The 25,897-nt window shown below is 50.4% G+C and carries 22 protein-coding genes; 13 read left to right on the top strand and 9 right to left on the bottom strand.

Going from position 1 to position 25,897, the window contains the following annotated elements; genetic code table 11:
• The first annotated feature begins 12 nt into the window (after positions 1-12).
• Positions 13-735: a class I SAM-dependent methyltransferase gene (locus ACFQRK_RS08960; RefSeq protein ID WP_379005729.1), complete on the top strand. Its 723-nt coding sequence runs from the start codon at positions 13-15 to the stop codon at positions 733-735.
• Here the strand turns inward: ACFQRK_RS08960 and ACFQRK_RS08955 are convergent.
• From ACFQRK_RS08955 to ACFQRK_RS08930, 6 genes are all read right to left on the bottom strand, one after another.
• The gene (locus tag ACFQRK_RS08955) at positions 728-1,975 is read right to left on the bottom strand and encodes an RNA polymerase sigma factor (protein ID WP_379005727.1); all 1,248 of its coding nucleotides are present in this window, start codon (positions 1,973-1,975) and stop codon (positions 728-730) included. The genes ACFQRK_RS08960 and ACFQRK_RS08955 overlap by 8 nt on opposite strands.
• Positions 1,976-1,978: 3 nt before the next feature.
• On the bottom strand, positions 1,979-2,323 hold the full coding sequence (locus ACFQRK_RS08950; protein WP_379005725.1) for a YciI family protein: 345 nt from the start codon (positions 2,321-2,323) through the stop codon (positions 1,979-1,981).
• 75 nt (positions 2,324-2,398) lie between these two features.
• A complete protein-coding gene (locus ACFQRK_RS08945) occupies positions 2,399-3,820 on the bottom strand; it encodes an RtcB family protein (protein ID WP_379005723.1) in 1,422 nt (473 codons plus the stop codon).
• Complete coding sequence (locus ACFQRK_RS08940) at positions 3,817-4,875, bottom strand: DNA polymerase beta superfamily protein (RefSeq protein WP_379005721.1); 1,059 nt, start codon at positions 4,873-4,875, stop codon at positions 3,817-3,819. The genes ACFQRK_RS08945 and ACFQRK_RS08940 overlap by 4 nt, the downstream gene beginning before the upstream one ends.
• On the bottom strand, positions 4,850-5,632 hold the full coding sequence (locus ACFQRK_RS08935) for a DNA polymerase beta superfamily protein (protein WP_379005719.1): 783 nt from the start codon (positions 5,630-5,632) through the stop codon (positions 4,850-4,852). The genes ACFQRK_RS08940 and ACFQRK_RS08935 overlap by 26 nt, the downstream gene beginning before the upstream one ends.
• Positions 5,633-5,701: 69 nt before the next feature.
• Positions 5,702-6,796, bottom strand: coding sequence for a slipin family protein (locus ACFQRK_RS08930; protein WP_379005718.1), 1,095 nt, complete (start codon positions 6,794-6,796; stop codon positions 5,702-5,704).
• Positions 6,797-6,840: 44 nt separating this feature from the next.
• On the opposite strand from ACFQRK_RS08930, the gene ACFQRK_RS08925 reads away from it, so the two are divergent.
• Together ACFQRK_RS08925 and ACFQRK_RS08920 are read left to right on the top strand one after the other, a co-directional pair.
• Positions 6,841-7,137, top strand: a complete 297-nt coding sequence (locus ACFQRK_RS08925; RefSeq protein WP_379005716.1) for a hypothetical protein — start codon at positions 6,841-6,843, stop codon at positions 7,135-7,137.
• A gap of 410 nt (positions 7,138-7,547) precedes the next feature.
• A complete protein-coding gene (locus ACFQRK_RS08920) occupies positions 7,548-8,594 on the top strand; it encodes a helix-turn-helix transcriptional regulator (RefSeq protein ID WP_379005714.1) in 1,047 nt (348 codons plus the stop codon).
• 74 nt (positions 8,595-8,668) lie between these two features.
• Here the strand turns inward: ACFQRK_RS08920 and ACFQRK_RS08915 are convergent, their stop codons facing one another.
• On the bottom strand, positions 8,669-9,223 hold the full coding sequence (locus ACFQRK_RS08915; RefSeq protein WP_379005712.1) for a hypothetical protein: 555 nt from the start codon (positions 9,221-9,223) through the stop codon (positions 8,669-8,671).
• 207 nt (positions 9,224-9,430) lie between these two features.
• Positions 9,431-10,645, bottom strand: a complete 1,215-nt coding sequence (locus ACFQRK_RS08910) for a metallophosphoesterase (protein WP_379005710.1) — start codon at positions 10,643-10,645, stop codon at positions 9,431-9,433.
• A 142-nt stretch (positions 10,646-10,787) separates the two neighbouring features.
• Between ACFQRK_RS08910 and ACFQRK_RS08905 the strand changes: the two genes are divergently transcribed.
• The 6 genes from ACFQRK_RS08905 to ACFQRK_RS08880 all read left to right on the top strand — a co-directional run bounded on the left by ACFQRK_RS08905 (position 10,788) and on the right by ACFQRK_RS08880 (position 17,560).
• Positions 10,788-11,417: a hypothetical protein gene (locus ACFQRK_RS08905; RefSeq protein WP_379005708.1), complete on the top strand. Its 630-nt coding sequence runs from the start codon at positions 10,788-10,790 to the stop codon at positions 11,415-11,417.
• Positions 11,417-11,710: a winged helix-turn-helix domain-containing protein gene (locus ACFQRK_RS08900; protein WP_379005706.1), complete on the top strand. Its 294-nt coding sequence runs from the start codon at positions 11,417-11,419 to the stop codon at positions 11,708-11,710. The genes ACFQRK_RS08905 and ACFQRK_RS08900 overlap by 1 nt, the downstream gene beginning before the upstream one ends.
• Positions 11,711-11,761: 51 nt before the next feature.
• A complete protein-coding gene (gene creD / locus ACFQRK_RS08895; RefSeq protein ID WP_379005704.1) occupies positions 11,762-13,219 on the top strand; it encodes a cell envelope integrity protein CreD in 1,458 nt (485 codons plus the stop codon).
• 99 nt (positions 13,220-13,318) lie between these two features.
• On the top strand, positions 13,319-14,176 hold the full coding sequence (locus ACFQRK_RS08890) for a DUF4886 domain-containing protein (protein WP_379005702.1): 858 nt from the start codon (positions 13,319-13,321) through the stop codon (positions 14,174-14,176).
• Between the two features lie 148 nt (positions 14,177-14,324).
• The gene (locus ACFQRK_RS08885) at positions 14,325-15,737 is read left to right on the top strand and encodes a sugar MFS transporter (RefSeq protein ID WP_379005700.1); all 1,413 of its coding nucleotides are present in this window, start codon (positions 14,325-14,327) and stop codon (positions 15,735-15,737) included.
• A gap of 152 nt (positions 15,738-15,889) precedes the next feature.
• Positions 15,890-17,560 (top strand): sodium/sugar symporter, encoded by a 1,671-nt coding sequence (locus tag ACFQRK_RS08880; protein ID WP_379005698.1) that lies wholly within the window; start codon positions 15,890-15,892, stop codon positions 17,558-17,560.
• Between the two features lie 2 nt (positions 17,561-17,562).
• Here the strand turns inward: ACFQRK_RS08880 and ACFQRK_RS08875 are convergent, their stop codons facing one another.
• A complete protein-coding gene (locus tag ACFQRK_RS08875; RefSeq protein ID WP_379005696.1) occupies positions 17,563-18,453 on the bottom strand; it encodes an AraC family transcriptional regulator in 891 nt (296 codons plus the stop codon).
• 284 nt (positions 18,454-18,737) lie between these two features.
• Here ACFQRK_RS08875 and ACFQRK_RS08870 point away from each other — a divergent pair, with 284 nt between their 5' ends.
• From ACFQRK_RS08870 to ACFQRK_RS08855, 4 genes are all read left to right on the top strand, one after another.
• Entirely contained in the window at positions 18,738-19,493 is a 756-nt protein-coding gene (locus ACFQRK_RS08870; RefSeq protein WP_379005694.1) for an SDR family NAD(P)-dependent oxidoreductase, read from the top strand.
• A gap of 3 nt (positions 19,494-19,496) precedes the next feature.
• Positions 19,497-20,252: an SDR family NAD(P)-dependent oxidoreductase gene (locus tag ACFQRK_RS08865; protein WP_379005693.1), complete on the top strand. Its 756-nt coding sequence runs from the start codon at positions 19,497-19,499 to the stop codon at positions 20,250-20,252.
• A gap of 167 nt (positions 20,253-20,419) precedes the next feature.
• Positions 20,420-22,726, top strand: coding sequence for a hypothetical protein (locus tag ACFQRK_RS08860; RefSeq protein WP_379005691.1), 2,307 nt, complete (start codon positions 20,420-20,422; stop codon positions 22,724-22,726).
• 36 nt (positions 22,727-22,762) lie between these two features.
• On the top strand, positions 22,763-25,885 hold the full coding sequence (locus tag ACFQRK_RS08855; RefSeq protein ID WP_379005689.1) for a SusC/RagA family TonB-linked outer membrane protein: 3,123 nt from the start codon (positions 22,763-22,765) through the stop codon (positions 25,883-25,885).
• Positions 25,886-25,897: the final 12 nt, after the last annotated feature.

Here is a 25,897-nt window from a genome sequence, read left to right as displayed (position 1 = left end):
ACAACGATAGCAATGGAAAATCTTTCAGACAAATCAACGGTAGCGGAAATTCAGGCAAGGTTTGACCAAGACGTAGCGCGATTTTCGAATTTGGAAACGGGGCAGCAGACCACGATCGATGCATCCTTTAGCGTGGAATTGATCGTTGATAGCATCATGGCGCATTCACCCAATTTAAAAACGGTATTGGATGTTGGCTGCGGCGCGGGCAATTATACCTTGAAACTGTTGTCCAAAAAGGCTCCTCTGGATTGCACATTGCTGGATCTTAGCCAGCCGATGCTCGATCGGGCCAGGGAACGGGTGGCCGCGGTAAACGGAGGAGCCATCGCCGCGGTGCAGGGAGACATACGTACGGCGGAGCTGCCAGAGAACCATTACTGCACCATCATGGCCGCGGCAGTGTTGCATCACTTACGTGATGAAAGCGATTGGGAAGCTGTGTTTGCGAAGCTGTATCGTTTGCTAAAGCCCGGCGGCAGCTTATGGATTACGGACCTGGTCGTTCAGGAAACGCCGGCTATCCAGCGACTCATATTTCATGAACGTTATGGAAACTATTTAGCCGGACTGAAAGATGAAGCGTACCGCGACAGCGTGTTCGCCTATATCGCGAAGGAAGATAGCCCACGCTCGGTTAACTTTCAAATGAAGCTGCTGGAAAAGGTGGGGTTCCGCAGCGTGGAGCTGCTTCACAAGCATCTGTGCTTTGCAGCATTCGGCGCCATTAAATAGCTTCCATCCGTTTCCGGATAAGTTGCGCATCCAATGGGTTTTGGGCAAGGGATAATGCCTCTCCGTATGCAGCGCGTGCCTGTGCGGTGTATCCAGCGCGCTGGTAAACATATGCTTTCGTGGCCGTATGAAGAAATGCGATTCCCGGATGCTCGTCCACGGCGAGGGTCTCCAGCTCGCTGATAACCGGAAGCGGTCCCACGGCATAGCTTTTGGCAATCAGCCGGTTTAGTCGGATGAGGGGCGAGGAGGGTTCGACGTTTTCCAACAACGCATACAGCGCATGGATGGTCTTCCAATCGGTAGCGTCGAAATGGGGCGCGGCACAGTGATGGGAAGCGATCAGCGCTTCCAGGTAATACCTGCCCGCATGGCCGCCGCCTTGTGCCCGGTCGAGGTAATGAAATCCTTCGGTGATCAGTGGCGTACTCCACAGCGCCCGGTCCTGCTCTTCCAGCGGTATCCAGTCGCCGTATGCCGCCAAGCGGGCAGGAAAGCGCGCAACACCGAAAAACATCAACGCCAGCAACGCATCCACTTCCGCTTCGGGCGTCGCCACGGGGTGCACCAGCTTCGTCAGGCGCAGCGCTTCATAACAAAGGTCAAAGTCGATGCCCTTGCTGTTGCGGGTGGCTTTATAACCTTCGTTGAACATCAGGTAGAGGATGGTGCAGACGGTGGGCAACTGGGAGGCGATTTCGGCAAGGGATTGGCTGCCCAGTTTGAGCGACTTCTGCCGGAGCAGGGCCTTGCTGCGCTGCAACGCCTTCTTTACCGCTTCACGGTTCAGTTGCAGGGCGTTGGCAAGCTCGGGTACCCCGAAGCCGCACAGGATGTGCAGGGTGATGAGGACGCGGTCGCGTTCGCTTAGCGACGGATGGCAGCAGGCCACCAGCAATTGGATCTGCCCGTCGGTACTCACCTCATCGGTCAGCTCCGGATCAAAGTCCGTAGTGGATGGAGCATGCAAGGGGATGTCCCCTTCGGGCGCATGGCCGTGCCGTGCATGGTGTTTCAGAGCGTTGATAAGTTTGTTGCGGGCAACCTGCGAAAGCCAGGCGCGCGGATGGTCGGGCGGCCCGTGGTAACGCCAGTGCGTCAACGCCGTCTCGAACGTGTCCTGCACGGCATCAAGGATGGTCTCGAGATGAACCATACCATACACCCGGGCGAGGGATGCCACCATCCTGCCCGAGTGTTCACGGAAAAAGTGCGCCGCAAGTTGTCCGCTGGTGTCCATGGATCAATCTTCCATCGGCATGATTTCGCGGACTTCCACCGCACGGTCCCAATCCAGATCGGGGTTTCCCTTGGCTATCTCAATGGCCGCTTCCAGCGATTCGGCCAGCAAGATGTAATACCCGCTCACGCATTCCTTGCCTTCGAGGAATGGACCGTCGGATACGATCCGCTGCTTGCCACGGATATGGGCACCGCCGGCTTCCAAAGGCTGGGCCTCTTTGAATTGGCCTTTTTCCCTCAGTGTTTCTACCCAACGGTAGTGTTTCTCGATACAGGCCTGCATCTCTTCTGCCGATAACTCGCCGTAGTTGGCATCCTCACGGATCAACATCAAAAACTCTTTCATTGCTACTGATTTTTTTGTTTTTAATTTTTGTTTATTGCTGAGACAACAGCCACCTGCTTTTGGGGACAATTATTTTTAATCTTCCCGGCTGCCGTCGTCGGCCATGCGCACCAGACGGGGTGTGAAGGTGGCCAATACGTCCACCAGATCGGACTGTGCGGCCATCACGGTGTGGATATCTTTGTAGGCCATGGGCGCTTCATCCAGCCCGGCCCCCACCAGCGTAACGCCGTACTGCTTCAACTGCGCCCGCATGGCCTCACGGCTGATCGTCTTGATGGCTTGGGTGCGGCTCATCTGCCGCCCCGCCCCATGGGAGGCGGAGTTGATTGATGCCGCCTCGCCTTTTCCCCGTACGAGGAAGCCCGGCGCGGTCATGGAGCCAGGGATAATGCCCAGCACGCCCTTGCCCGCAGGGGTAGCGCCCTTGCGGTGCACGATGACCTCCTGCCCGTTCCACGCTTCTTTCCAGGCAAAGTTATGGTGGTTTTCCACGCTGGCCACTACTTCTGCACCCAGTGCTGCCGCTAGCTTGCGGTGAATGATCTCGTGGTTTGCCGAGGCATAATCGCCGGCCAACGTCATGGCTCGCCAGTATTCCTGTCCGGCTTCGGTATCCAGGCCGAGGTATGCCAAATTTTGGGCTTCATGGGGCAGGCGGCATAGCTCCTTGGCAAGCTTGGTATAATGACCGGCAATCGTGGCACCCAAGCCCCGTGAGCCGGAGTGAGACAGGAGGGCGAGGTACTTACCGGCGGGCACGCCCATCACCTCGTCAGCCTTGGCGAATTCGATGATGCCGAATTCCACAAAGTGGTTGCCGCCACCGGACGTGCCCAATTGCGCCCAGGCTTTATCTTTCAGATCGGCTACAAAGGGGTTCATCCCGAAGGCGGCGTCGGTGAGCACGGCATGGTCTGCCCGTTCGTGGGGCTTGAAGCCGTGTCCAGCGCCGAAGCGCGTTTGCGCAATGAGCTCCCGCTTGAATTGCGCTTGGTTCGCCTCGAAGAATGCCCCGGGAATGTCGTAGATCGACAAGGCCATGCGGCAGCCGATATCCACGCCCACGCCATAGGGGATAACGGCATTGTTGACCGCCAGTACGCCGCCGATGGGCAGACCGTATCCTTGGTGTGCATCGGGCATCAGCGCGCCGGCTACCGTGACGGGCAGTTGCATGGCCACGTCCATCTGGGTGCGCGCGCCGGCTTCGATGTGTGATTCGCCGTAGATTGCATAGTCGGCACCGGAATCCCTCAGGGGGATGTAGGCGTCTTCGGGAATGCTGGCTTCCTCGATGAGGGCCTTCGCCAGCTTGCCGTATACGGCATGGGTTGCAAATGCGTCGGGCTCGGCCAAGACGTTGGCAAGTTCCGCAAGCAGCAGTTCCTTGCCGAGGTGCTTGTGCTTGTTGGCCGTGCGCAGGGCTACACCGAAGGCGCGGCCGGGCGTGTATCCCAAAGCCATCAGTTCTTCGCTATTGATGAGGTGACTCATGATCCATAAAGTGTTGTTCTTGCCGCCACCAACCGTTCCACTGCGATTTGTTGCTGTGGTGCTAGGGGCAAAGTATTATCCGTATTCGTGTTAAGCCGTTCGATCAATCGATCCGCTTTATCCATCAAGGCTTCGTAGGTGTGGGCGCCGGCCTTGATCGCAAGCAATTCCTCCCGGTTACCTCGTTTAACGGTGAGCGTACCCGTACGCATCAACTCCTCAGCCATTTGGAGTAACCGGATGGTGTGCATAAGGTTTTTTGTGTCGTATCCTTTGCCGTGCGCGAGGGTCGATGTATAACGCACCTCGTTTCTGCGGTCTACCCATTCCCAGTATTCTTTATGGGCTTTACAGTATGTCGAATAAGCTTCCTTGTTGAAAAATAGGTAGCCTTGTTCCTGCTCGCCTTTGGGAATCGACGAAAGCGATACCTCATTGGAAACCGCGTCCTTGGCGATTCCTTTGTAGCCCAGCGCCCCGTTCGCATCGTGGAAGAGTGCATAAAGCCCCTTGGTATGCGTAATCTTCGTTAGTCCACAATCCTGTTGCTTCCAACCGCGTCCGGCCAACCACGCTGTGAGGGGCTGTGTACCATACCCGTTTAAGATGTGGCAAAAATCAAGGATGCCCCGCCGTTCTTTCGGAAATGGTCGATGGATTTTTTTATTGAGTCCTTTGGCTTTACGCACTTGGGTAATCGCATACGCGGCAAAGGTATCTTTCGCCCGCCTGGAAAGGAACAACTCCAGCGGGAAAAGGTCCATAACGGGATGGCGATACCGTATGCAATCCGACGGGCTCGCTAACAGTTCCAGTATATTGGGATTGCTTTTGCAGGCCAGTTCGACAAATCGACCTAGCTCGAAGAACACCTCGTCATTGCTTTCGTTACTTACCTGTCCGATATATTCCAATCCATAGAACTGTTCCTTAGGAAGGTAAAATACGCCTTTTACGTCGGTGTCGGATGTGGCGGTATCCAGTCCATATGCCTTGCTGCCGCTAACGGCCTCAAACAGGATGAGTTTGCTATCGCGTAACGCCTGTATCGTCATAACCGTTAATTAATGAATAAAAGTAATTGTCCAGCGGTGGCAGGTCAAACTGTTTCTTTTCGAGTTGCCCTACTGCTGATGATAACCTACGGTACGCATCGTCAATGAAACTCATCAATGACGGTGGTGGTAAAATTTGCCAACCTTCGGGTGCGTGTTCTTTTTGCTCGATAAGCGCTTTGATGCTGCGTCGGATATCAGCCGTTAGTGCGTCCATGAGAGGCTGAATGTTCATCGGCGCGATTTGCTGCCTATCCAAACACCACTGGGCCGCCAATAAAGGACGCAGTACATAAAAAAGCTTTTTGATTTTGATGGTACCCTCGTCGTCCATGCTTTCCAAGGCGCTTCGTGCTACGCCAAGATAGTGATGGATGTGCCTGCGCGCGCAGAAATAATGTTGCATTGCTTGCCAAAGGCCTGTCCTGAAGCCGGGCGTTTCATAATAAACGATGGGCGACTGCAGCCATTCGAAGGGGGTGCAGTTGGATGTGCCGACCAGCCGAAGAACTTTCCGGACGTCCCAACCGTAGATATCTAGGTCATCGTTTATAGGCATACCGATCTGATCCGGTTGTTCCGCTGCGGAAAGGTAACGACGCAAGGGTTGTCGATAAATGAAACGTACATCGAAATCACTGTCGGGCGATGGGAATCCCCATGCCCGGCTCCCGGATTCGCAGACATACAAGATCTCGATGTTTTTCGATGCTGCGACGGAATCCAATTGCTTCAATATAAGTGTTCGTGTATCCATTGCTCAACGTGTTAGTTGTGTTTAAACCTTGCCGAGAGCGGAACCTCCCGGCAAGATACGTGATTTTCGTTATTTGGAAAACAGTTCCTTCAACTGGCCGACGATATTGCCGCCCCCGGAGAGGGTGATCTCGCCGATTTTTTCGGCGATTTTCTCTACGTGCTCCATTTCTTTGATCTTCCAGAGCATGGCGTTGTCCTCCATCAGCTTGGCCGTATTCAGCAAGCTGCGCATCGCGGCAGTTTCTTCCCGACGGGTGATCCCATTGGCCTGTGCGCGTTTTTCGGCCACTAGCACTTGGTTCATGATGTCTTTCACGTCGCCCGGCAGGATGATGTCTTTCACGCCGCAGTCAATGAGTTGCACGCCCAGCGCTTCGGCCTTGGCGGCGCAGGTGTTTTTCACAACCGAAGCCATGGCTTCCTTGCCTTCCATCAGCTCGTCGAAGCCTTTGGTGGAGATGAACTCCCGCAGGGCCAGTTGTACGAGCACATACAGTTGTTTTTCAAACTCCTTGTTGAGCACCACGGCCTTCACCAGGTCTACCACTTGGTACGTGAGCGTGAAGTTGATGCGTAGCTGCGCTTTGTCCTTGGTGAGGATTTCCTGACCGAGAATTTCCATGCTTAGCTGGCGCATATCAGCCTTGGTCACCGTGGTAGTGATCGTGTTTTTCCAGTACACGTAATTGCCGGGTTCCAGCACACGATCAAACTTGCCGTCTACAAACAGAAGACCCTTTTCGAACGGATCGACGGTGTATGCCCGCACGTATTGGTAAAGCGGCTGCCTGCTCAGCAGGTTGCGATCGACCGCTTCCGCAATTTCCAATTGGTCGGTGGCAGTACGGATGAAACGATACCCGCCTACACCTTTCCAGAACGCATATTTGCCGGCAGTGAGCACCGTGGCAAAGCGTTGATCCTGATAGACCAGCACCAGCTCATTGTCGGCGACATCCACTACCTCCAGCAGGGCGGCCAGGGCATCGTGGGCGAGCAGCGTGCGCAACTCCTGCTCCGGCGCAAATGCCTTGGTCATGTCAAAACATTGCACCCGCTCGCCCCAGTAGAGCCAGTGTGCACCTTTTTGCAGCACGCGCTTCAGTTCGCCATTTTTGAAAACCAAACCAACCGTGTTGGTGGTGATGTTTACTCGTTTCATGGTGTTATTGTTTAAAATTAATTCATTCGATTACAAAGTTGGGCATGCCGGGTGTCCCCGTCGTTGCGGCGGAGCCGGATGCGGCGCTGGTGTATCCCCTTGCTGAAAGACGTGTTCCCGTTATGACCACCGCAATGCCCGGAGGCGTAACGGTTAGCACAGCAGACGTCGGTCATTCAAAGGCTCGGGGCCTCTCCTTTGCGTTGTCCGGCTGCAGGCCCAACGGAGGTTGTGGTGCCCATTGCACCACGGATGCCGTGCCTGCCCAACTTATTGATTACTTGCATTACCATTTTGCTATTCCAAACCCAAATTTGGAAGCAGGATTCGAACCTGCATAGGGGTTGTGCTCTACCTCTGAGCTATACCGGCCTTAACCGGCAGTGGGACTCGAACCCACGACGCCAACGTAATGGAACCATCCGGGTCTTGCTCGGCCAGTATATGACGCGCCATCGGCGGCCACACTGCCACGCCTGGTGAAACGTGTGCCCCAGGGCCTCGTGTCAACTCGGATCGCTATCAAAGAACAATTGTCATTCCTGACGGTACAAAGATGCGGCGGGTACTGCGCAGTGCTTTTGCGTAGCTTGATATAAGGGGTTGATTTTATTGTAAGTGATTGGCTGTTAACGTTATAAATTAAATTTTCTGTCGAGCAATTTGAATACGGATCGTAACTGCGCAATTGCATTGCGTAGTTGCCAGTGGAACATTTATATTTGAAGCACGAAAATCAATACCATTCGCTATGGCGACCAATAAACTTGCCCTCATCCGCTATAAGACCATTGATAACTGCTTGCGCAACCGTTACCGCAAATGGACGTTGGACAGCCTGATTGAAAAGGTCTCGGATGCATTGTACGAATACGAAGGAATCAAGGACGGAGTGAGCAAGCGTACGATCCAAGCGGATATTCAGCTGATGCGGAGCGACAAGCTCGGGTACAATGCGCCCATCGTGGTGAAGGACAGGAAATACTATACGTATGCCGATGCGGACTATAGCATCTCCAACTCGCCCATCAACGACGCGGATATGGAAAAGATGCGTGAGGTCGTGTCGGTACTCCGGCAATTGAATGGGTTCCAGTATTTCGAAGACATGAGTGATTTGGTGGCACGATTGGAAAACACCCTGCAGCAGCGCTCAGCAGGTGGCCGAAGCCATATTCAGTTTGAGGGGAACGGCCAGCTGAAAGGATTGCACTTCATTACGCCCCTGCATCAAGCAATCCTGCACAAAATACCGCTGCTCATTGAATACCAATCGTTCAAAGCGGCAGCGCCTACGCCGGGGGTCTATTATCCCTACCTGTTAAAGGAATACCGGAACCGCTGGTTTCTGATTGCTAAACCCAAAAAAGGAAAAACCCTGGCTACCCTTGCACTCGACCGTATGGTAGATGTACAGGAAATGGCTGCCAATGGGTTTGTCGAATACGATGGTGTGGACTTTGAACGCTATTATGCCGATACGATTGGGGTGACGAAATCGGGGCGTGATCGCGGGCGTAAGGTGGTGCTGTGGTTGCATCCACGCCATGCGCCATACGTGCTCACCAAACCCCTGCATGCGTCGCAGGAGCTGTTGAAACAGGATGAGACGGGTACGATTATCTGTATCTGCGTGGTGCTCAACTTCGAACTCGAGCGTGAGCTGCTGGGCTTCGGGGAGGCCATAAAGGTGCTGTCGCCGCGCGACCTGCAACAGCGGGTGGCGAAACGCATCGCGCAGATGCAGGCGCTGTATAATGAACGGCCCGACTCTGCGGCTACCGAACAAAATACATAAGCCCCGTCGCGCGGCGGGGCTTATGTATTTTGTTTGTCGTTTTCCGGTACTTGTGGCAGGCTACCTATCGGCTACTAACGGGCGGCTATCGTAGTCCGGTCAGAATCCGCCAATAGCAGATCTACCCGTTCGATCGATTCATTGACATAGCCTTCTACTTCCAAAAACATGGGCAGCGTTTTTGCCAACTCGGAATAGTTGCGTTTGGTTTTGCCAAGTGCCTTTGCTTCGCGTGTCAAGGCTTTTTTCAATTGCGTTTGTAGAGCGGCGATGCGGCGGGCTTCTTCGGCGGATCGTTTTGCATGAGCCTTGGCATACCGCTCCTTGATTTCGGTAATGGCTTTTTTGCTTTCTTCTACGCGGATGTTGTTGTCAATGTCCTTTTGGTATACGCTTACGAAGAACGCTTCGTCACGTTCCAGTTCGGCATGGTTGCCTACACTGTTGCGGATTTGCTGGACCCTCAAGTCGTATTGCTGCCATAAGGCGCTGACATTGCGTTGGTGAAAAGCGACTTGTGATTTGAGCGCGTCGGCATTGGACGATGTGGGCTTTTCAAGCGGGTTGGCGAAAAGCGCGGTGCCCAGATTGGCAGTGATAAAGAGTGCAATAATTGCTAAAGTTTTCATGATGTTTTTTTGTACGTGATCGTTTTGTTTTTTAATTCCAAGGGCTTCACCTTTTCTGGGCGTCCCCAGGTTGGCATTGCCGTCTGTGCCAATGCATTACATTTCTATACCAAAACCATAATGTATTGATAGATAGCGAGATAATTTTTCTTCGGGAAAATGCGTTGTCCGATAGCGGACAGTCGGGTGTTCGCTTGCGTACAGAAGCTATGGCGAACCCACTAATTCGATGAGGGTAATTTCCGGTGGCATGCCCAGCCGGCCCAGGTAGCCCAGGAAACCGAAGCCCCGGTTCACGTAGAGGTATTGCTGTCCCTGTTGATAAAGGCCTGCCCATTGCCGGTAAAAATACTGAACAGGGCTCCATCTGACCCATCGCGATTCGATACCAAACTGCATACCATGCGTATGTCCGCTTAGTGTGAGTACGATTTGGGGATGCACACCTACGACCTCGGCGGTCCAGTGCGAAGGGTCGTGACTGAGTAGAATGGCAGGTTGGTCCCGCGGGGTACCTTGAAGTGCCTGATTCAGATTGCCGTAACGGGAGAAGGAAGCCCGGCCGCTCCAATTTTCCACGCCGAGCAGGGTAAGGGTATCCCCGTCTTTATGTAAGGTCACCGATTCGTTCAGTAACAAACGCCAACCCGCCTGGCGTTGATAGTGCATCAGCCGCTTCAGGTTTTCTTCTTTTGCCAGGCGCGACGGCCAGCGGACATAGTCGCCATAGTCGTGGTTGCCCAACACAGAGTAGACGCCCAACGGCGCATGCAGTTGGGCGAAGATATCGAGATACGGAGCAAACTCGTCCGCCCGGTTGTTGACGAGATCCCCTGAAAACAGGATAAGATCCGGCCGTAGCGCCAGAGCTTGGTCCACGCCCCGGCGTACGGCTTCGTGATTGTCAAAGCTGCCGGAATGTATATCCGAGAGCTGGACAATGCGCAAGCCCTGAAAACCCTTTGGCAGACCGGAAATAGGCACCCGTACCGTCCGCACCTGATACCGGTAGCGCCGCGACACGCCATACAGTAATCCAAGGAACAGCAGACCGCCGGATAACATGGCCAGCTGGCCAACAAAAGGGCTGCGGGAGATGGCCGGGCCGTCAATGGTAAACAGCGCCTTGACTCCCGTCAGCACATCGCCGACAAACATCACCGCAGCCATGAGGAACTGACTCAAAAATAGTGCAATAAGGGTGTGCACAGCGTACTTAACGAACGGATTGGGCCAACCGTTTTCCGATAAACGGCGGTAAAGGAACGGACTGATCAATGCGCAAACCCCCACCAATGAATAGGCCGCTAGCCAGAACAGTCTGGCAGGCTCATCCAAGTAACGGAGCCCGGTATGTACGGCGATAAATGAATAATATGCCAGCCAGGTAAAAAATATCAATAGAAAAATAAGTATTCGCATTTCGTTTTTTGTAAAGATGCAAATATCAGACAAATACGAGGAACGCTTGGTTGGCCGAACGTAAAATAAAATTGAACCTTGAAAAAAATCCTTGCAATTATAAAAGACCTTTCTTTACTTTGTATTTCAAAGTGCTTTTAGTATGAATCACGAGCAGCTGCAATCCGAACTACTTTCTATCCGCCATTTGATGGAGCGGTCGGCCAAATTCATTTCATTAAGCGGCCTATCGGGGATCTTGGCCGGATGCTATGCCCTGATCGGTGCAGCTTTGGGTTACCGTGAGGTATATGGTTTCTCGAGTAAGATCGGTTATCGCGACCACTACGTCACGGAAGACGCGGTTTTGGTCAGGTTGGTAATTATTGCTTCAGTCGTGCTATTGCTGTCGGTGGGCACGGCCGTTTGGCTATCCGTTCGGAAAGGTCGGAAGCAGGGGCAGGGTATCTGGAATCCGGCAAGCCGTGGGCTGCTTAAAGCCATGGGTGTGCCTTTGGTGACCGGTGGCTTGTTTGTGGTGATTATGATCGCCCGTGGCACATACGGATTGGTGGCTCCGTCCTGCTTGATTTTTTATGGATTGGCGCTGGTGGCAGGCGGGCAGTATACCTACAGCGATGTGAAGGGATTGGGCATCCTGCAGATTGTGCTGGGGCTGCTGGCAGCGTGTTTGCCCGGCTACGGCCTGATTTTCTGGTCGCTCGGATTCGGTGTGCTGCACATCCTGTACGGATTTATCATGTACTTCAAATATGACCGGAGGATAGCGTGATGCTCGAACACTTCGACAAGGCGTTTGAAAACCGGGTGCGCCTACAGATCATGGCGGTGCTCGCTGCCAATGAGCGTTACGATTTCAATGCACTCAAGGAGTTGCTGGAGGTGACCGACGGAAACCTCGCTTCGCACCTGAAGGCACTGGAAAAGGTTGCATACATCCGGGTAAACAAGGCATTTGTAGGCCGAAAAACCAATACCAGTTATGAAGCCTCGGAAAAAGGGAAACGAGCATTTGCAAAACACCTGGAAACTCTCGAAAATCTGATTAAACAACAAAAAAAATAAATTTTTTTATTCAATTACTTTGTATTTCAAAGTGCTTTTAAATCAAACAACATGGAAACAAAATCTCAATTGACATCGGGGTTGGGCTATTGGCTCAACAATTCGGTAACGCTCAAACTTTTTGTAATTGGCCTGCTGGCGGTTGTATTGCTGATCCCGTCATTTCAGATCATGTCGCTCATCCAGGAGCGTCAGCAGCGGCAACGGAGCGTGGTAGCTGAAATCGGCCGCAGTTGGTCGGGCCCGCAGGTATTGGGCGGTCCGGTATTGGTCGTTCCGTATAAGACAATGGTCAGGACCGTGATGGGCGAGGTGGAGAAACTCGAAGAGCGCATTCAGCATCTTTACTTGTTGCCCGAAGAACTCCGTATCGGTGCGGAGACGGACGCCAAGCTGCTGCATCGCGGCATATTCGACGCCGCGGTATACGAGGCCAAGGTGGCTATGGACGGAAGGTTCGGTGCATTGGACTTGGCCAAAGCGGACGTCGCGCCTGACCAGGTGTTATGGAACAAGGCAAGGTTGGCTATCGGCGTCGGCGATCTCCGCGGCCTTAAGAACAGTCCGGCCATTACCTTGGGTGAACGGGCGTATGAACCGGAAACGGAGTATGCCGACATCGGGGTATTCAGCAGTAATGTGGTGGTTGCGCCCGAGCTTTCCGGAGAGCCGTGGGAACAGCTTCCTTTTTCGTTTACACTGGATTTGCGCGGTAGCGAAAGCCTGCGTTTCCTGCAACTGGCCAAGCATACCCACGTCGACGTGACGGGCAATTGGGGTGCACCGAAATTTTTCGGAGCATTTCTGCCTGACGAGCGTGAAATTCGGGATTCGGGTTTTGCCGCGCAATGGGAAGTGCCGCATTTTTCACGGCAGTTGCCCCAGCAATGGACAGCCGCCGAAACCACCATTGGTGAACACATTGACTTCGCTGGAAGCGATGATGTTTACGCGGCCGATCCCGCAACCGCCGAAACTCCTGCTGCAATAGCTTCTGATAAGACACACCAGGCTACGGGATTCGGCATCCAGTTTCTGCAACCGGTGGATCACTACCAAAAGGCGGAGCGCACAGCTAAATATGCCATCCTGATTATCGTATTGACGTTTGTCGCCCTCTTTTTTGCGGAGGTGATCACCAAACGGCGCATCCACATCATCCAGTATGTGCTCATCGGTGCGGCCATGATCGTGTACTATACGTTGTTACTTTCCTTTTCGGAGCATGTGGGCTTTAATGCGGCATATGCCATCGCTTCGGTAGCAACCATTGCGCTGATCGGAGGTTTCATCGCCAAGCTCCTGCGCCGTCGCCGGGTGGCGTTGATCTTTTCCGCAATCCTCGCGATATTCTACGTGTTTATTTTTGTCATCATTCAATTGCAAGATATGGCGTTACTATTTGGCAGTATCGGTTTATTTATCACGGTAGCCTTGTTGATGTATTTTTCCGGACGGATAAACTGGGCGAGTGACGGCACCGAAGAAGTTGCTGCACCGGTATCCTAGGAGTGTCGGGCGAAGTTGCTGCGCCAGCCGATTGTAATCGGTTGGCGCTTTTTTTCCGTTTGTGTTTGCATCGTCTGCTCGTTTTTCCTATAATTGAAGATGCTATTAATTAATCGATCAATTGGGTTGTTGCTTTTTGTATCCCTCGCATTCAACCTCCGTGGACAGACCACAGATACACTTCGGGTGTTGGCGATCGGCAACAGCTTTTCGCAGGATGCCGTTGAACAATATTTGCATGAGCTGGCCGAGGTATCGGGTAAGCCGATCGTCATCGGCAATCTCTACATCGGTGGGGCACCCTTATCGTTACATTGGAAAAATGTGCAGACGGATAGCGCGGCGTACAGCTATCGGAAGATCGACGTGAAAGGGGAAAAAACGACAACGGAAAACATCAGCATACGTACGGCGTTGCAGGACGAGCGGTGGGATTACGTATCGCTTCAGCAGGCCAGCCCGCTGTCGGGGCAATTTGACTCCTATGTGAAGCCGCTCAAAGGCGTATATCGGTATGTAGACAGTGTTACTGCCGGACGGGTTCGCCTGATTTGGCATCAAACCTGGGCGTATGCCCCAACGTCTACCCATAAAGGGTTTGCCAATTACAACCAGGATCAGCAGACGATGTATCGCGCCATCATGGATGCCTCGGCAAAAGCGGAAACGTTGATGCCCTTCGATAAGCTGATTCCCAGTGGTACGGCCATTCAAAATGCACGGACCGTACTCGGCGACGACCTGACCCGCGACGGATATCACCTGGATTTGCATATCGGCCGGTTTATCGCGGCTTGTACGTGGTATGAATCCTTGTTCGGGCAGCAGGCTCCCGTAGATGGATACCGCCCCGAGCAGGTTTCCGAGGAAGAAGCGCAGGTTGCCCGGGAGGCGGCCCATGCGGCGATTCAACAGCCGTTTTCGGTGACTGAAATTTCAGTGGAACATAGCATGTAAACGCTACAAGACCGCCTTTCAGGGGCATCGGGTTCGCTCGATAGCTGTGCAGCAATCCTGCGCACCGAGGCAAGCTATTGTTGTATGAGATTTTGATTGGATATGCAAGCAAATTTATCTATGTTTGGCGGTTATAAATAGAAAAATTATGATGCAATCTCAGGATGCTAAATCGAATTACAACGTTTCTTTAGCCACTTTAACCACCCTCTTTTTCATGTGGGGTTTTATTACCTGCATGAATGATATCCTTATTCCGCATTTAAAGGCATTATTTCAGCTGAACTATTTCCAGGCCATGCTTGTGCAGTTTGCTTTTTTTGGAGCCTATTTCATCGGTTCGGTGATTTATTTTGCGGTATCTTATTTTTCCGGCGATCCCATCAATAAAATCGGATATAAAGGTGGTATTATCATCGGTTTGTTGATTTCTGCCCTGGGTTGCCTATTGTTTTATCCGGCCGAGCAGATGGCGGTATATCCGATGTTTTTGTTGGCGCTATTTACGCTTGGACTCGGGTTTACCCTGCTGCAGATTTCTGCCAACCCCTATGTAGCCATCTTAGGTCCACCGGAAGGAGCATCCAGCAGGCTTAATTTGGCACAGGCGTTTAACTCGTTGGGAACAACCATTGCGCCGGTATTGGGCGGGTATTTGATCTTTGAATTTTTTGCCGAAGGCGGGGAAATTACGCCGGATGCAACCAAGATTCCGTATCTGATATTCGGATTGCTATTCGTATTGTTAGCCGTGTTTGTAAGGATGATTAAGCTGCCGCGATTTCAGGCTGAGGAAGTAGGAGGTGGGAAATTGGGAGCGTTGGCTTTCCCGCAGTTACGCGGGGGTGTGCTGGGCATTTTCTTTTACGTCGGAGCGGAAGTCGCAATTGGAAGCCTGATCATTAGCTTTATCAGTCAGCCAGATGTGATGGGACTGGATGAACAGGTAGGCAAAAACTACTTGGCATTGTACTGGGGCGGAGCCATGATCGGTCGGTTCCTCGGCTCAATATCATTGAATGACAAATTGAACGCGACGAAGAAAATGAGCTATATGTTGGTGGCGGCAATAGCGGTATTCCTGGTCATCTACAGCATCGTGAATCTCTCCTTCGAACAGATCGCTACCTTCCTGATCTTTATCGTACTGAATTTCGGAGCTTTTGCCATCGGACGATCGGTAGCCGCCCGCGCATTGCTGGTATTTGCCTTGGTGAATATCGGGTTGATACTCGCAACCGTATTAGGCACCGGAAGTTGGGCCATGTGGACCTTATTGGCCGTAGGGTTATTCAATTCGATCATGTGGTCGAATATCTTTACGCTGGCAATCACGGGGCTGGGCCCACATACCAGTCAGGGCGCCTCCTTGCTCGTAATGGGTATTCTCGGCGGTGCGCTGATTCCGCTTTTGCAGGGGTGGATGGCGGACGTCATTGGACTTAAACCTTCTTTTATCATCCCAGCGATCTGCTATGCATATGTAGCAGGATACGGACTGTATTGCAGCCGTAAACTGGGAAAGGTTACGCAATCCGAGCCCGTGGCAGGAGGGCATTAGACGCCGAACAAGTCAAGCCGGTAAGGCGGCCGTAATTTCGGCATGTTGGGTTTTGGCAAATAGTGTATCACCCCGCGCAAACTTTGTGCGGGCTTTTTTTTTCAATGTGGGTTAATTTTGCCGGTACCGTTATAAAGCCAGCAAATTGACCAATGAATAAATTAGCCACCGGAGATTACCTCGTTTTCATCTGTTACTTTATGATTGTGGCAGGTTATGGTTTTTGGATTTATTTCCGGAAGCGGTCCGCCAACGAATCCACGAAGGAATATTTTCTGGCAGAAGGAAAGTTGACCTGGTGGGCCATCGGGGCGTCACTGATCGCTTCCAATATTTCGGCGGAGCAATTCATAGGGATGAGCGGCTCGGGCTTCAAGATGGGACTGGCCATTGCTTCGTATGAATGGATGTCTGCGCTGACCTTATTAATTGTTGCGGTATTTTTCATTCCGGTATACCTGAAAAACAAGATCTTTACGATGCCGCAGTTTCTGAGCCAGCGGTATAACGATACGGTCGGATTGATCATGGCCGTTTTCTGGCTGTTGCTCTATGTTGTAGTGAACCTCACTTCGATCCTTTTTCTGGGCGCATTGGCGATTAACAGCATATCCGGGTTGGATCTGACGGTGTGTATGTACTTTCTGGCGGTCTTTGCCATCGTTATTACGTTGGGTGGTATGAAGGTGATCGGCTACACGGACGTGATTCAGGTTGCGTTCTTAATTTTCGGAGGGTTGGCGACCACATATCTGGCACTAAATCTCGTGGCAGACCGTTTCGGCGACTCGGGCGTCATAGCGGGGTTTAAGCGAATGACGGAACATGCCAGCGGCCATTTTGAAATGATTTTGCACCCGGATAACCCGAATTATTTTGATCTGCCCGGTCTGAGTGTAATCCTGGGTGGACTGTGGATTGCAAATCTTAACTACTGGGGCTGCAACCAGTACATTACGCAGCGCGCACTGGGGGCGGATCTGAAGACGGCAAGACGAGGCATTCTCTTCGCGGCCTTTCTGAAATTACTCATGCCGTTGATCGTGGTGTTGCCGGGAATTGCCGCGTATGTGTTGTACGAACAGGGGAGTTTCCAGCAGTCCATGAGTACAGACGGAGTCGTGAATCCAGACCGTGCATATCCGGTGTTGCTGAATCTTTTGCCAACGGGGCTCAAAGGACTTTCATTTGCCGCCCTTACGGCTGCCGTAGTGGCATCATTAGCAGGCAAAGCCAATAGCATCGCCACCATATTTACGCTGGATATCTATAAACGGATTGCAGGTGAGACGGTTTCGGATGGGAAGTTGGTGTGGATCGGAAAATTAACCATTATCTGCGCGATGGTGCTTGCCGTAGTGATCGCCCCCTTTTTGGGAATCGACAAAAAGGGCGGGTTCCAGTATATCCAGGAATATACAGGGTTTGTTTCGCCGGGCATTTTCGCCATGTTCATCTTGGGTTTTTTCTGGAAGGGTACGACATCCAATGCCGCATTGTTTGCGACCATCGGCGGATTTTTCCTGTCCATCGTGTTAAAGTTCTCTCCGTATTGGTTCGATTGGTCGTTCCTGGAACCGATCGGTTTTGCCAAGCAGAATGATGCGGGCGTTTACGAAATCCCATTTCTCGACCGGATGAGTATCGTTTTTGTTTTGTGCGCCCTCGGCATGTGGGGGATCAGCCAATGGGATCGGAGCCGGGGAGTGCAAACAAAGGGATTGGAAGTGGACGGAAGGATGTTCTCCGTAGACCGGGGCTTTGCCGTAGGTGCACTATTGGTCTGCGGAATATTGGTAGCGCTGTATGGAGTGTTCTGGTAGTATCAAATGGCTTCCTCGATAATCGCAGCGTTTGCGTTGGAATGGTTCATCCGGTATTCCATCGGGGTAACGCCCATCACATTCTTAAACTGCCGGTTGAAATACGAAATGTTTTTATAACCGCATTCGTAACAAATGCCTGCAATGCTCCATTTCTTTTGCATAAGTAAGTTGGTGGCATGGGTAACCCGTACGTAATTGACAAACTGAGAGAATGTCTTTTCGGTACGTCGTTTGAAATACCGGCAAAATGCGGCTTCATTCATGCATGCCACAGAGGCCGCTTCTTTGCTGTTGGGTTCTTCTTTGAAGTGATCGATGATGTAGCGGATCACTTTTTCCAATCGATTCGAATCGCCCTGCTTTGGCCATATCTTCGGAATCGTGCTATTGATGGAATGTAAATGAGCTTGCATATGTGATAGCCTATGGAGGATCTGCAACAGTGACAGTAGGGCTTCCATTCCTTTGGATTGAACCATTGCGTGAAGTTTATCGTGAAGCCACGGATCTGGCAGCTCCAGCTTCAAGCCGACAGCCGACAATTGCAGCAGGTCTTTTATGGGGGCTAATTCCGCCCTCGTAAAAAAGTCCTTTCCCAGGAAATCTTCCTTGAAAAAGATCACAATCGCATGAGCGGTTTCCCCGGTTTCCTTAAAGGATCGGTCATTTAAAAAGCAATGGGATAACCCTGGGCCAAACAAGTAGATTTCACCATCCGAGAAATTTAAAATTTTATTGCCCACATAGAGCTTTCCATGGCTTCGCGAAATGATGATGAGTTCGTAGGCATCATGGAAATGGAATGGGGAGGTGAAATGGGGTTGAAGGTATTCCCGGACCACGAAACTCATATCCGCCGTGGCGCTTTGGTGCTGGAAAATGCTCTTCATGTGATGGTTTTGCATACGTTGGTGAATAAATGGTGATACATAGTTAGCAAATAATGGATCGTTTTACAAATATTTTTGATTGATGTGTAAATAATGTATCACACTATGCAAATGGGGTGCTTTCCATCGACGGGAGATCAACCTAATTTAGACCTCGCTAACGATGATGATAAACCTGCTAAATCATACGAGAAATAATCCGTGCGAGACGGGTGATCGGGATATCTATTCGTGGTTTTATTACTGACTGGTAAAAGAAAACAGCAAAATTTTGAACGATGGGTATGAATAAACGATTTGAAAACCAGGTGGCCGCCGTTACGGGTGGAGCCGACGGTTTGGGAAAAGGGATCGGAAAACGATTGGCCGAAGAGGGGGCTACAGTCATCTTATTGGATAACGATGAAAAAAAGCTTACGGATACGGTTGCCGAATTTGAACAATTCGGTCTTCGCTGTGCCGGGATGATCCTCGACGTGTCGGATGAAGAGGCTGTGCGTGTGTGTTTTGATCGCTTGGAGAGGCAGTATGGAAGGCTGGATGTGCTGGTGAATTCTGCGGGCATCGTAGGGCCTACCCACACACCCATCACGCAGTATGACGTTAACCAATTCGACAAAATTTATGGTGTGAATCTGCGGGGGGCTTTCTTGGTCGCCAAGTACGGTATCCCACTCATGGAAAAGCGGCACTACGGTCGCATACTGTTGATTGCCTCCATTGCCGGAAAGGAAGGGAATCCCTACATGGTGGGGTACTCTGCAATGAAGGCCGGGGTTATCGGACTGGTAAAATCAATCGGAAAGGAATATGCTGAAAAGGGGATTACCATAAATGGATTGGCTCCGGCGGTAATCAAGACGGCCATGAACGCGGATACAGCACCGGAACAACTTGAGTATATGGTCAGTAAAATACCGATGAAGCGGTTAGGGACGATTGAGGAGGTTGCGGCAATGGTAGGCTGGATTGTTTCGCCGGAAGCAAGTTTTTCGACCGGATTTGTGTTTGATATTTCGGGCGGGAGAGCTACTTATTAACCGATGGTGAAGAAAACAGCAGTTATTTTAGGAGGGTCGTCGGGGATCGGTGCGGCCACTGCCTGGCGGTTTGCCCATGAAGGATGGCGGGTCCTTGTGGCATCCTGCAATCGGGCGAAAACGGAAGAGGTCGTGGCGAGCCTCCCTGGAGATGGTCATCGGGGCTACCTGGTAGATGTAAGGAAGGAAAGCGATCTGTCCCGTTTCGCCGAAGAAATCTGTGCAATGGAAGGTAGTTTCGATGTTCTTGTCAATAGTGTCGGAATTTCGGAAGCCTCGCCAGCGCTCGAGGGAGATTTTGCGAAATGGGATAATTCCTTGCAGGTGATGTTGTATGGAACGGTAAAAAGCTGCAGGGCACTGCTGCCTTATTTGAAAGACGCAGGGCGCATCATCCATATTACGTCCATTCATTATGAGCGTGTAGCGCCGGGGAGTTCTGCCTATGGCATCGCCAAAGCGGCCGTTACCCAATTTACGCGTTCCCTGGCGCTTGAGCTGGCGCCGCGCGGGATTTTGGCAAATACCATTGCTCCGGGATTTATAAACACACCCATGTCGATTAAAGGTGACGGCCGAAATGAGCTGGAAAGCGAATGGTTCGCGGATAATTATGTGAAATATGGCCACCTACCCTTGAAACGAGCGGGTAAACCGGAGGAGGTAGCCGGAGTAGTCTATTTCTTAGCGGGTCCGGACGCCTCGTATATCACCGGATCGGTGCTGACAGTGGATGGTGGGTTGACGATAACGTTTTAATCGCTGTAAATAATGTATCATAACAAGCAAATCTTGTGCTTTTTAGATGCTTTATTTTTGTGGAATTTAGCCATTATGAAAACCAATATCTATAGGCCTAGGTAAAGGATTCCGTAAACCGCGGATGTCGTAAGCAGCAGATGTTTTATTGAAAATAAGGGATTGCTATGTTATTGATTAAATGGTGTATGCGGATTTATTGGGTTTTGTTTTTTTCGATAGGCGTAGCTAAGATTCAGGCGCAGGTAACTCCCATTGTCATGGAAGATGACGGGGCCGTTGAATTAAATGCGGGACCGCTGAAACGGAAGCTACGCGCGGATAAAATGGGATTACGGACCGAAGTCCTTAGTGTATCTGGCCGAAATATGATCGTAGGAGAAACACCTGAATTATCGTTCCGGATTTACCGTGCTGTGCCTAATAAAGCACCTGAAGGATTAAGTGAAGCTATCGGGACCGACGGAGCAATTTCATTAAAAGATGATTTGGCGGAAACAGACGAACTACTGGTAAACAGTGATCATGTCGGCAACGTACAGCAAATAGCTTGGAAACAAGTAGCTACCTGTAGCGCATCTACGTGGGGCACCGAGTTCGATGCGCATAAAATTATATCATTTCAACCTGAATTAGATGTTCATCAACTGCGAGTGCGCTATCGATGCAACACGGATGACCTTGCTGGCCTAGCGGTTAATGTTGTTTACGAAATTCACGAGGACTACCCGGCCATTAGAAAATGGATAGAGATTATTAATAACAGTGAGTTGTGGTTAAAGGTCGATAGTCTGACGATCGATGATCTTTGTCTGTCTGGGGATTATCGGAATGTGATCGACTTAACACCTTCTGACAGGGGAGCGGTATCCAGCATCCGCGCTTTTTCCGATAACGGCCAAACTCATGGTTTGCTGCAGGTCAGTGAAATTCCTTCAGCACTGCGTGTCATATCTGACGAAGGAGCTATGGGATATCATTTGGATCATTTTGAGTGGGTATTAGGGCCTGCAGAACAATTTAAGTCTGAACCTGTTTTTACCTATGCATATACCGGGCCATCGATTAAAACAATATCGGCAGTTTCCACTGCGCTAGACAGGACTGTGGAGACGCATTTCCAGCGGTATTTACAGCAGGTGGTCGGGATCAAGACATTTGATCCCGCATTATCCGTCCCTTTGTGGTGCAGCTGGTCTAACTATGGACCTCTGATCAACGACCATAATATGCGAACCGCGGCTGACATTGCTGCGGATATTGGGATAAAGACACTGCTATTAGATGCAGGGTGGTCCGAAGCTAACACGCCTAACGCGATAGCACGATTCAGCGTTGTTCCTGACACCGCAAACTTTCCCAATTTTAGTCAGACGATGGCGTATCTCCGTGATAAAGGATTAAATGCGGGCTTGTGGGTGACTTGTTTCCGGCATCCCGAGCGATCGGCTGATTTAAAGGCTTTACCCACAGCATATAGTTATCCCAAAGTGGAACGAGATGGGGCCTTGGCGATGAGTTATGCCAGCAATTGGCGATTTTATTACGCCAACGACTTAATCGGCTTATATGACCGCTATCATGCCACTTACTTTAAACAGGATTTGACAAATATCAAGTTCGGTGACATTGCCAGGGGACATGATAGCCGTACACATAAGGAATCGATGCTCAGGGGACTTAGGGGGCTCTTTGAAGCGCAAGACGCGATTGCCAAAATGGCTCCCGATGTGCACTTGGAATTAACCCACGAAATCTATTGGGGAACTCCGGGCACCCCGTGCGACGTGGCGGCACTGAAACATGCGCATTACTTTCATGTGCCACCAAATGACTATGCTGGGGCCGGAAATCCACGACAAAGGGCCTCAGCTCAATCCTTCCCGGATGTCGACAGCCTTCGGGCTCGTTTGATCGCAGGATGCTGGAATGCACGCCGACAGTTCTTTGCCCACAGAGGACTGCCGCTTCGATCTATTGAATATTACGGTGCAGCTACGGTGAATTTCCAGGGTAGTTTGACACCGAAGATACAACAACGGCAACTTTGCAGTTGGTTTATGGGAGTACCGAGTGTATTTGCGGGGGATTTGGAGTCATTGAGCGAGGTAAACAAATCGATCTACCGAGAAGGGTTTGCTTTGTTAAATCGACTGAATAGACAGTACAACGTTTACTCTTGTTTTCAGTTCAGTGGCGTCCCCGCACCAACTGATACAGATTGGCATTGGTGGGGCAAGCTCAATGAACAAGGCTTTGGCGCAGTTGTGGTAATGAGAGGCGATGGCGGGGAAAGTGCGAGAAACATCAACATACCTTGGGTGCGGCCTGAAGGTACATACCGTGTGCGCACATGTTTTACGAATCGGGATAAGGGAGTGTTTTCAGGCGAGGAGTTGATACATGGGAAGATGGCATTGGCACTGGGCCATTACGGACAGGAAATCCTAGAAATTATGCCCGCAAATAGATGAGCATTCTGTTAAAAATAATCAATTATATAGGTCATTATGGGAAAGAGAAGTACTAAAAGAATCCGTTACGCGCTGATCCTCTGGATGACGATGGCATGCACAGGGATAGTAAATGCACAGGCAATCCGTATAACCGGCAGCGTAAAAGACACTACAGGTATACTGCCTGGTGTAACGGTGCAAATCAAGGGAACCAGTAATGGGACCCAAACAGACGAAAACGGAAACTATGTCATTGATGTGCCAACCACATCATCCATTTTGGTGTATTCGATGGTTGGCTATGTCAGCCAGGAAATTAGCGTAAATCAGTTGACAAAGATTGATGTGGTAATGGAAGCCGATCCAAGCGCATTGGATGAGGTGGTCGTAGTCGGGTTCGGGCAGCAGAAACGGAGCGACATGGTGGGCTCTGTGACGTCGGTAAGCGCAAGTGAATTGAAGAAAAATCCATCGAGTAATCTGACAACGGCATTAGCCGGAAGGGTCGCTGGTATGATTGCGTATCAACGAAGCGGAGAACCCGGACAAGATAACGCTGATTTTTTTATCCGGGGAGTTACTACGTTCGGATATAAGGTTGATCCCTTGATTTTGATCGATAACATGGAAGTGACCACTACACAACTGGCCCGCCTTCAGCCGGATGATATAGCGAGTTTCAGCATTATGAAAGATGCGACCGCAACTGCCGTATACGGAGCCCGGGGGGCCAATGGCGTGATTCTGGTAACCACGAAACAGGGTCAGATCGGCAAGGCAGCCTTATCGTTCCGGATTGAAAATTCATTTTCTACACCGACAAAGAATGTGGAATTGGCCGATCCGGTCACGTTTATGAAACAATATAACGAGGCGGTATACACGCGTACGCCCTTGGGACAAATCAATCCGAATACGTTATTGTATTCGGATGAAAAAATCATGAATACAGAACTCGGCTTGAATCCCTATGTGTATCCGGCGAATGATTGGCGAAAGATGATGTTTAAGGATTATGCGATGAACCAGCGAATGAATCTTAACGTCAGCGGAGGCGGGGGCGTTGCACAATATTTCGTTTCAGGCACATTCAACCGGGACAATGGTGTCTTGAAAGTGGACAGTCGCAATAACTTTAATAACAATATCGATTTGAAAAGTTATTCTCTTCGTTCGAATGTCAATATCAACCTTACAAAAACCACCGAGTTGGTGGTACGGTTAAACGGTAATTTTGATGACTATACTGGGCCTATTTACGGTGGTACGGAGATGTACGAGCGTGTAGTGCGATCTAATCCGGTTCTTTTCCCCGCTTACTTCCCCAAAGATCAACAGCATCAAACGGTCAATCACATCATGTATGGGAATTACGATACGGGTAACTACCGGAATCCATATGCGGATATGACACGTGGATATAAGGATTATGCATCGTCGACAATGGCAGCCCAACTCGAACTCAAACACGACTTCTCCTATTTAACCGAAGGTCTGTCTATCGAAGCCATGTTTAATACCAATCGGTATGCCTATTTTGATATGGTACGGGCCTATACTCCTTTTTATTATACGCTTAATGGATATGACAGGTTTACTGATACCTATGAAATCAGTAATGTGAACGAAGCAAGCGCAACCGAGTACCTGAGTTACGAGCCGGGAGAAAAAACGGTCAATTCTTCATTCTACTTGCAATCCATCTTGAATTACAATAGGAATTTTAATCAGAAGCATGGGATAAGCGGTTTATTGGTATTCATGATGCGGGAGTACCTTGATGCGAACGCTAAGGACCTCCAGCTATCCTTACCTTTTAGGAATTTGGGTCTTTCGGGCAGGGCAACTTATTCATTTGACAATCGGTATTTTGCCGAATTTAACTTTGGCTACAACGGATCGGAGCGGTTTCACCAATCGAGGCGGTTTGGCTTTTTCCCGTCGGCTGGCTTAGCCTGGAGCATATCCAATGAGAAATTCTTTGCGTCCGCACGGGATATCATTACCAATTTCAGGTTGCGAGCAACTTACGGGTTTGTCGGAAATGACGCCATCGGATCTCCTGAAGATCGGTTTTTCTATTTGTCCAATGTAAACATGAATGATGTGGATCGCAGGGCGACTTTTGGCCGGGATCAAACATACCTCCGGAATGGCATTTCTGTAGGAAGGTATGCTAATGAGGATATCACCTGGGAAACAGCCGTGAAGCAGAATTATGCAGTTGAATTGGGCCTGTTTAATAAAATGAATCTGCAAGCCGAGTATTTCTACGAGTACCGTAAAAATATTTTGATGACCCGCAGTTATGTGCCGGTTACCATGGGGTTGTCTGCACCAATACGAGCCAATGTGGGAGAAGCGTCTTCCAAAGGCGTAGATATGTCGCTGGATTATCAACAGTCGTGGTATACAGGTTGGTGGTTATCGATACGGGGAAATTTTACGTACGCAACGAATCAATATAGAAAATTTGAAGAACCGCAATATCGTGAACAGTATCGTTATCATGTCGGGAATTCAATTAACCAATGGTATGGCTATATTGCTGAAAAACTGTTTGTTGATGATTACGAAGCCTACAATTCTCCTACGCAGCCTTTTGGAGAGTACAGAGGAGGTGATATCAAATATTTGGATGTCAATAACGATGGAAAGATCACCGAAGACGATATTGTTCCTATCGGTAATCCCGTCGTGCCGGAAATCGTATACGGCTTTGGCTTCTCGGCTGGATATAAGGGCCTGGATTTCTCCGCATTCTTTCAAGGGCTTGCAAATGAGTCTTTTTGGATTGATGTCAATAAGACGTACCCTTTTGTCGATGACACGCAATTGCTAAAGGCTTATGCCGACAGTCACTGGGCAGAAGACAACCAAGATGTATACGCGCTTTGGCCGAGGTTGAGTACAACCGTAATCAACAACAACGTACAAACCAGTACGTGGTTTATGCGAGACGGTGCTTTTTTGCGGTTGAAGCAAGTTGAGGTGGGCTACACATTGCCAGCCAACGCGCAAAAAAGGTTGCGGACCAGTAATTTCCGGATCTTTGTGAATGGAAGTAACTTGCTGACATTCAGCAAATTTAAGTTATGGGATGTAGAAATGGCAGGTAATGGGTTGGGCTATCCGGTACAACGGATATATAACATCGGGTTAAACATCAATTTTTGATACAGTTAGGTA

This window comes from Parapedobacter sp. GCM10030251, from assembly GCF_042666505.1.
Lineage (GTDB): Bacteria > Bacteroidota > Bacteroidia > Sphingobacteriales > Sphingobacteriaceae > Parapedobacter.
Note: the sequence above shows the minus strand (reverse complement) of the source record. Positions and strands in the feature narration are given on the sequence as shown.

Bases quoted from the DNA above. Each gene is read 5' to 3' on its own strand.
- ACFQRK_RS08905 (WP_379005708.1), top strand. From the start codon at position 10,788: ATGAATCACGAGCAGCTGCAATCCGAACTACTTTCTATCCGCCATTTG.
- ACFQRK_RS08910 (WP_379005710.1), bottom strand. From the start codon at position 10,645: ATGCGAATACTTATTTTTCTATTGATATTTTTTACCTGGCTGGCATAT.
- ACFQRK_RS08955 (WP_379005727.1), bottom strand. From the start codon at position 1,975: ATGGACACCAGCGGACAACTTGCGGCGCACTTTTTCCGTGAACACTCG.
- ACFQRK_RS08860 (WP_379005691.1), top strand. From the start codon at position 20,420: ATGTTATTGATTAAATGGTGTATGCGGATTTATTGGGTTTTGTTTTTT.
- ACFQRK_RS08875 (WP_379005696.1), bottom strand. From the start codon at position 18,453: ATGAAGAGCATTTTCCAGCACCAAAGCGCCACGGCGGATATGAGTTTC.
- ACFQRK_RS08925 (WP_379005716.1), top strand. From the start codon at position 6,841: ATGCCGGGTGTCCCCGTCGTTGCGGCGGAGCCGGATGCGGCGCTGGTG.
- ACFQRK_RS08940 (WP_379005721.1), bottom strand. From the start codon at position 4,875: ATGACGATACAGGCGTTACGCGATAGCAAACTCATCCTGTTTGAGGCC.
- creD (WP_379005704.1), top strand. From the start codon at position 11,762: ATGGAAACAAAATCTCAATTGACATCGGGGTTGGGCTATTGGCTCAAC.
- ACFQRK_RS08865 (WP_379005693.1), top strand. From the start codon at position 19,497: ATGGTGAAGAAAACAGCAGTTATTTTAGGAGGGTCGTCGGGGATCGGT.
- ACFQRK_RS08935 (WP_379005719.1), bottom strand. From the start codon at position 5,632: ATGGATACACGAACACTTATATTGAAGCAATTGGATTCCGTCGCAGCA.
- ACFQRK_RS08880 (WP_379005698.1), top strand. From the start codon at position 15,890: ATGAATAAATTAGCCACCGGAGATTACCTCGTTTTCATCTGTTACTTT.
- ACFQRK_RS08855 (WP_379005689.1), top strand. From the start codon at position 22,763: ATGGGAAAGAGAAGTACTAAAAGAATCCGTTACGCGCTGATCCTCTGG.
- ACFQRK_RS08960 (WP_379005729.1), top strand. From the start codon at position 13: ATGGAAAATCTTTCAGACAAATCAACGGTAGCGGAAATTCAGGCAAGG.
- ACFQRK_RS08920 (WP_379005714.1), top strand. From the start codon at position 7,548: ATGGCGACCAATAAACTTGCCCTCATCCGCTATAAGACCATTGATAAC.
- ACFQRK_RS08945 (WP_379005723.1), bottom strand. From the start codon at position 3,820: ATGAGTCACCTCATCAATAGCGAAGAACTGATGGCTTTGGGATACACG.
- ACFQRK_RS08930 (WP_379005718.1), bottom strand. From the start codon at position 6,796: ATGAAACGAGTAAACATCACCACCAACACGGTTGGTTTGGTTTTCAAA.
- ACFQRK_RS08915 (WP_379005712.1), bottom strand. From the start codon at position 9,223: ATGAAAACTTTAGCAATTATTGCACTCTTTATCACTGCCAATCTGGGC.
- ACFQRK_RS08885 (WP_379005700.1), top strand. From the start codon at position 14,325: ATGATGCAATCTCAGGATGCTAAATCGAATTACAACGTTTCTTTAGCC.
- ACFQRK_RS08950 (WP_379005725.1), bottom strand. From the start codon at position 2,323: ATGAAAGAGTTTTTGATGTTGATCCGTGAGGATGCCAACTACGGCGAG.
- ACFQRK_RS08870 (WP_379005694.1), top strand. From the start codon at position 18,738: ATGAATAAACGATTTGAAAACCAGGTGGCCGCCGTTACGGGTGGAGCC.
- ACFQRK_RS08890 (WP_379005702.1), top strand. From the start codon at position 13,319: ATGCTATTAATTAATCGATCAATTGGGTTGTTGCTTTTTGTATCCCTC.
- ACFQRK_RS08900 (WP_379005706.1), top strand. From the start codon at position 11,417: ATGCTCGAACACTTCGACAAGGCGTTTGAAAACCGGGTGCGCCTACAG.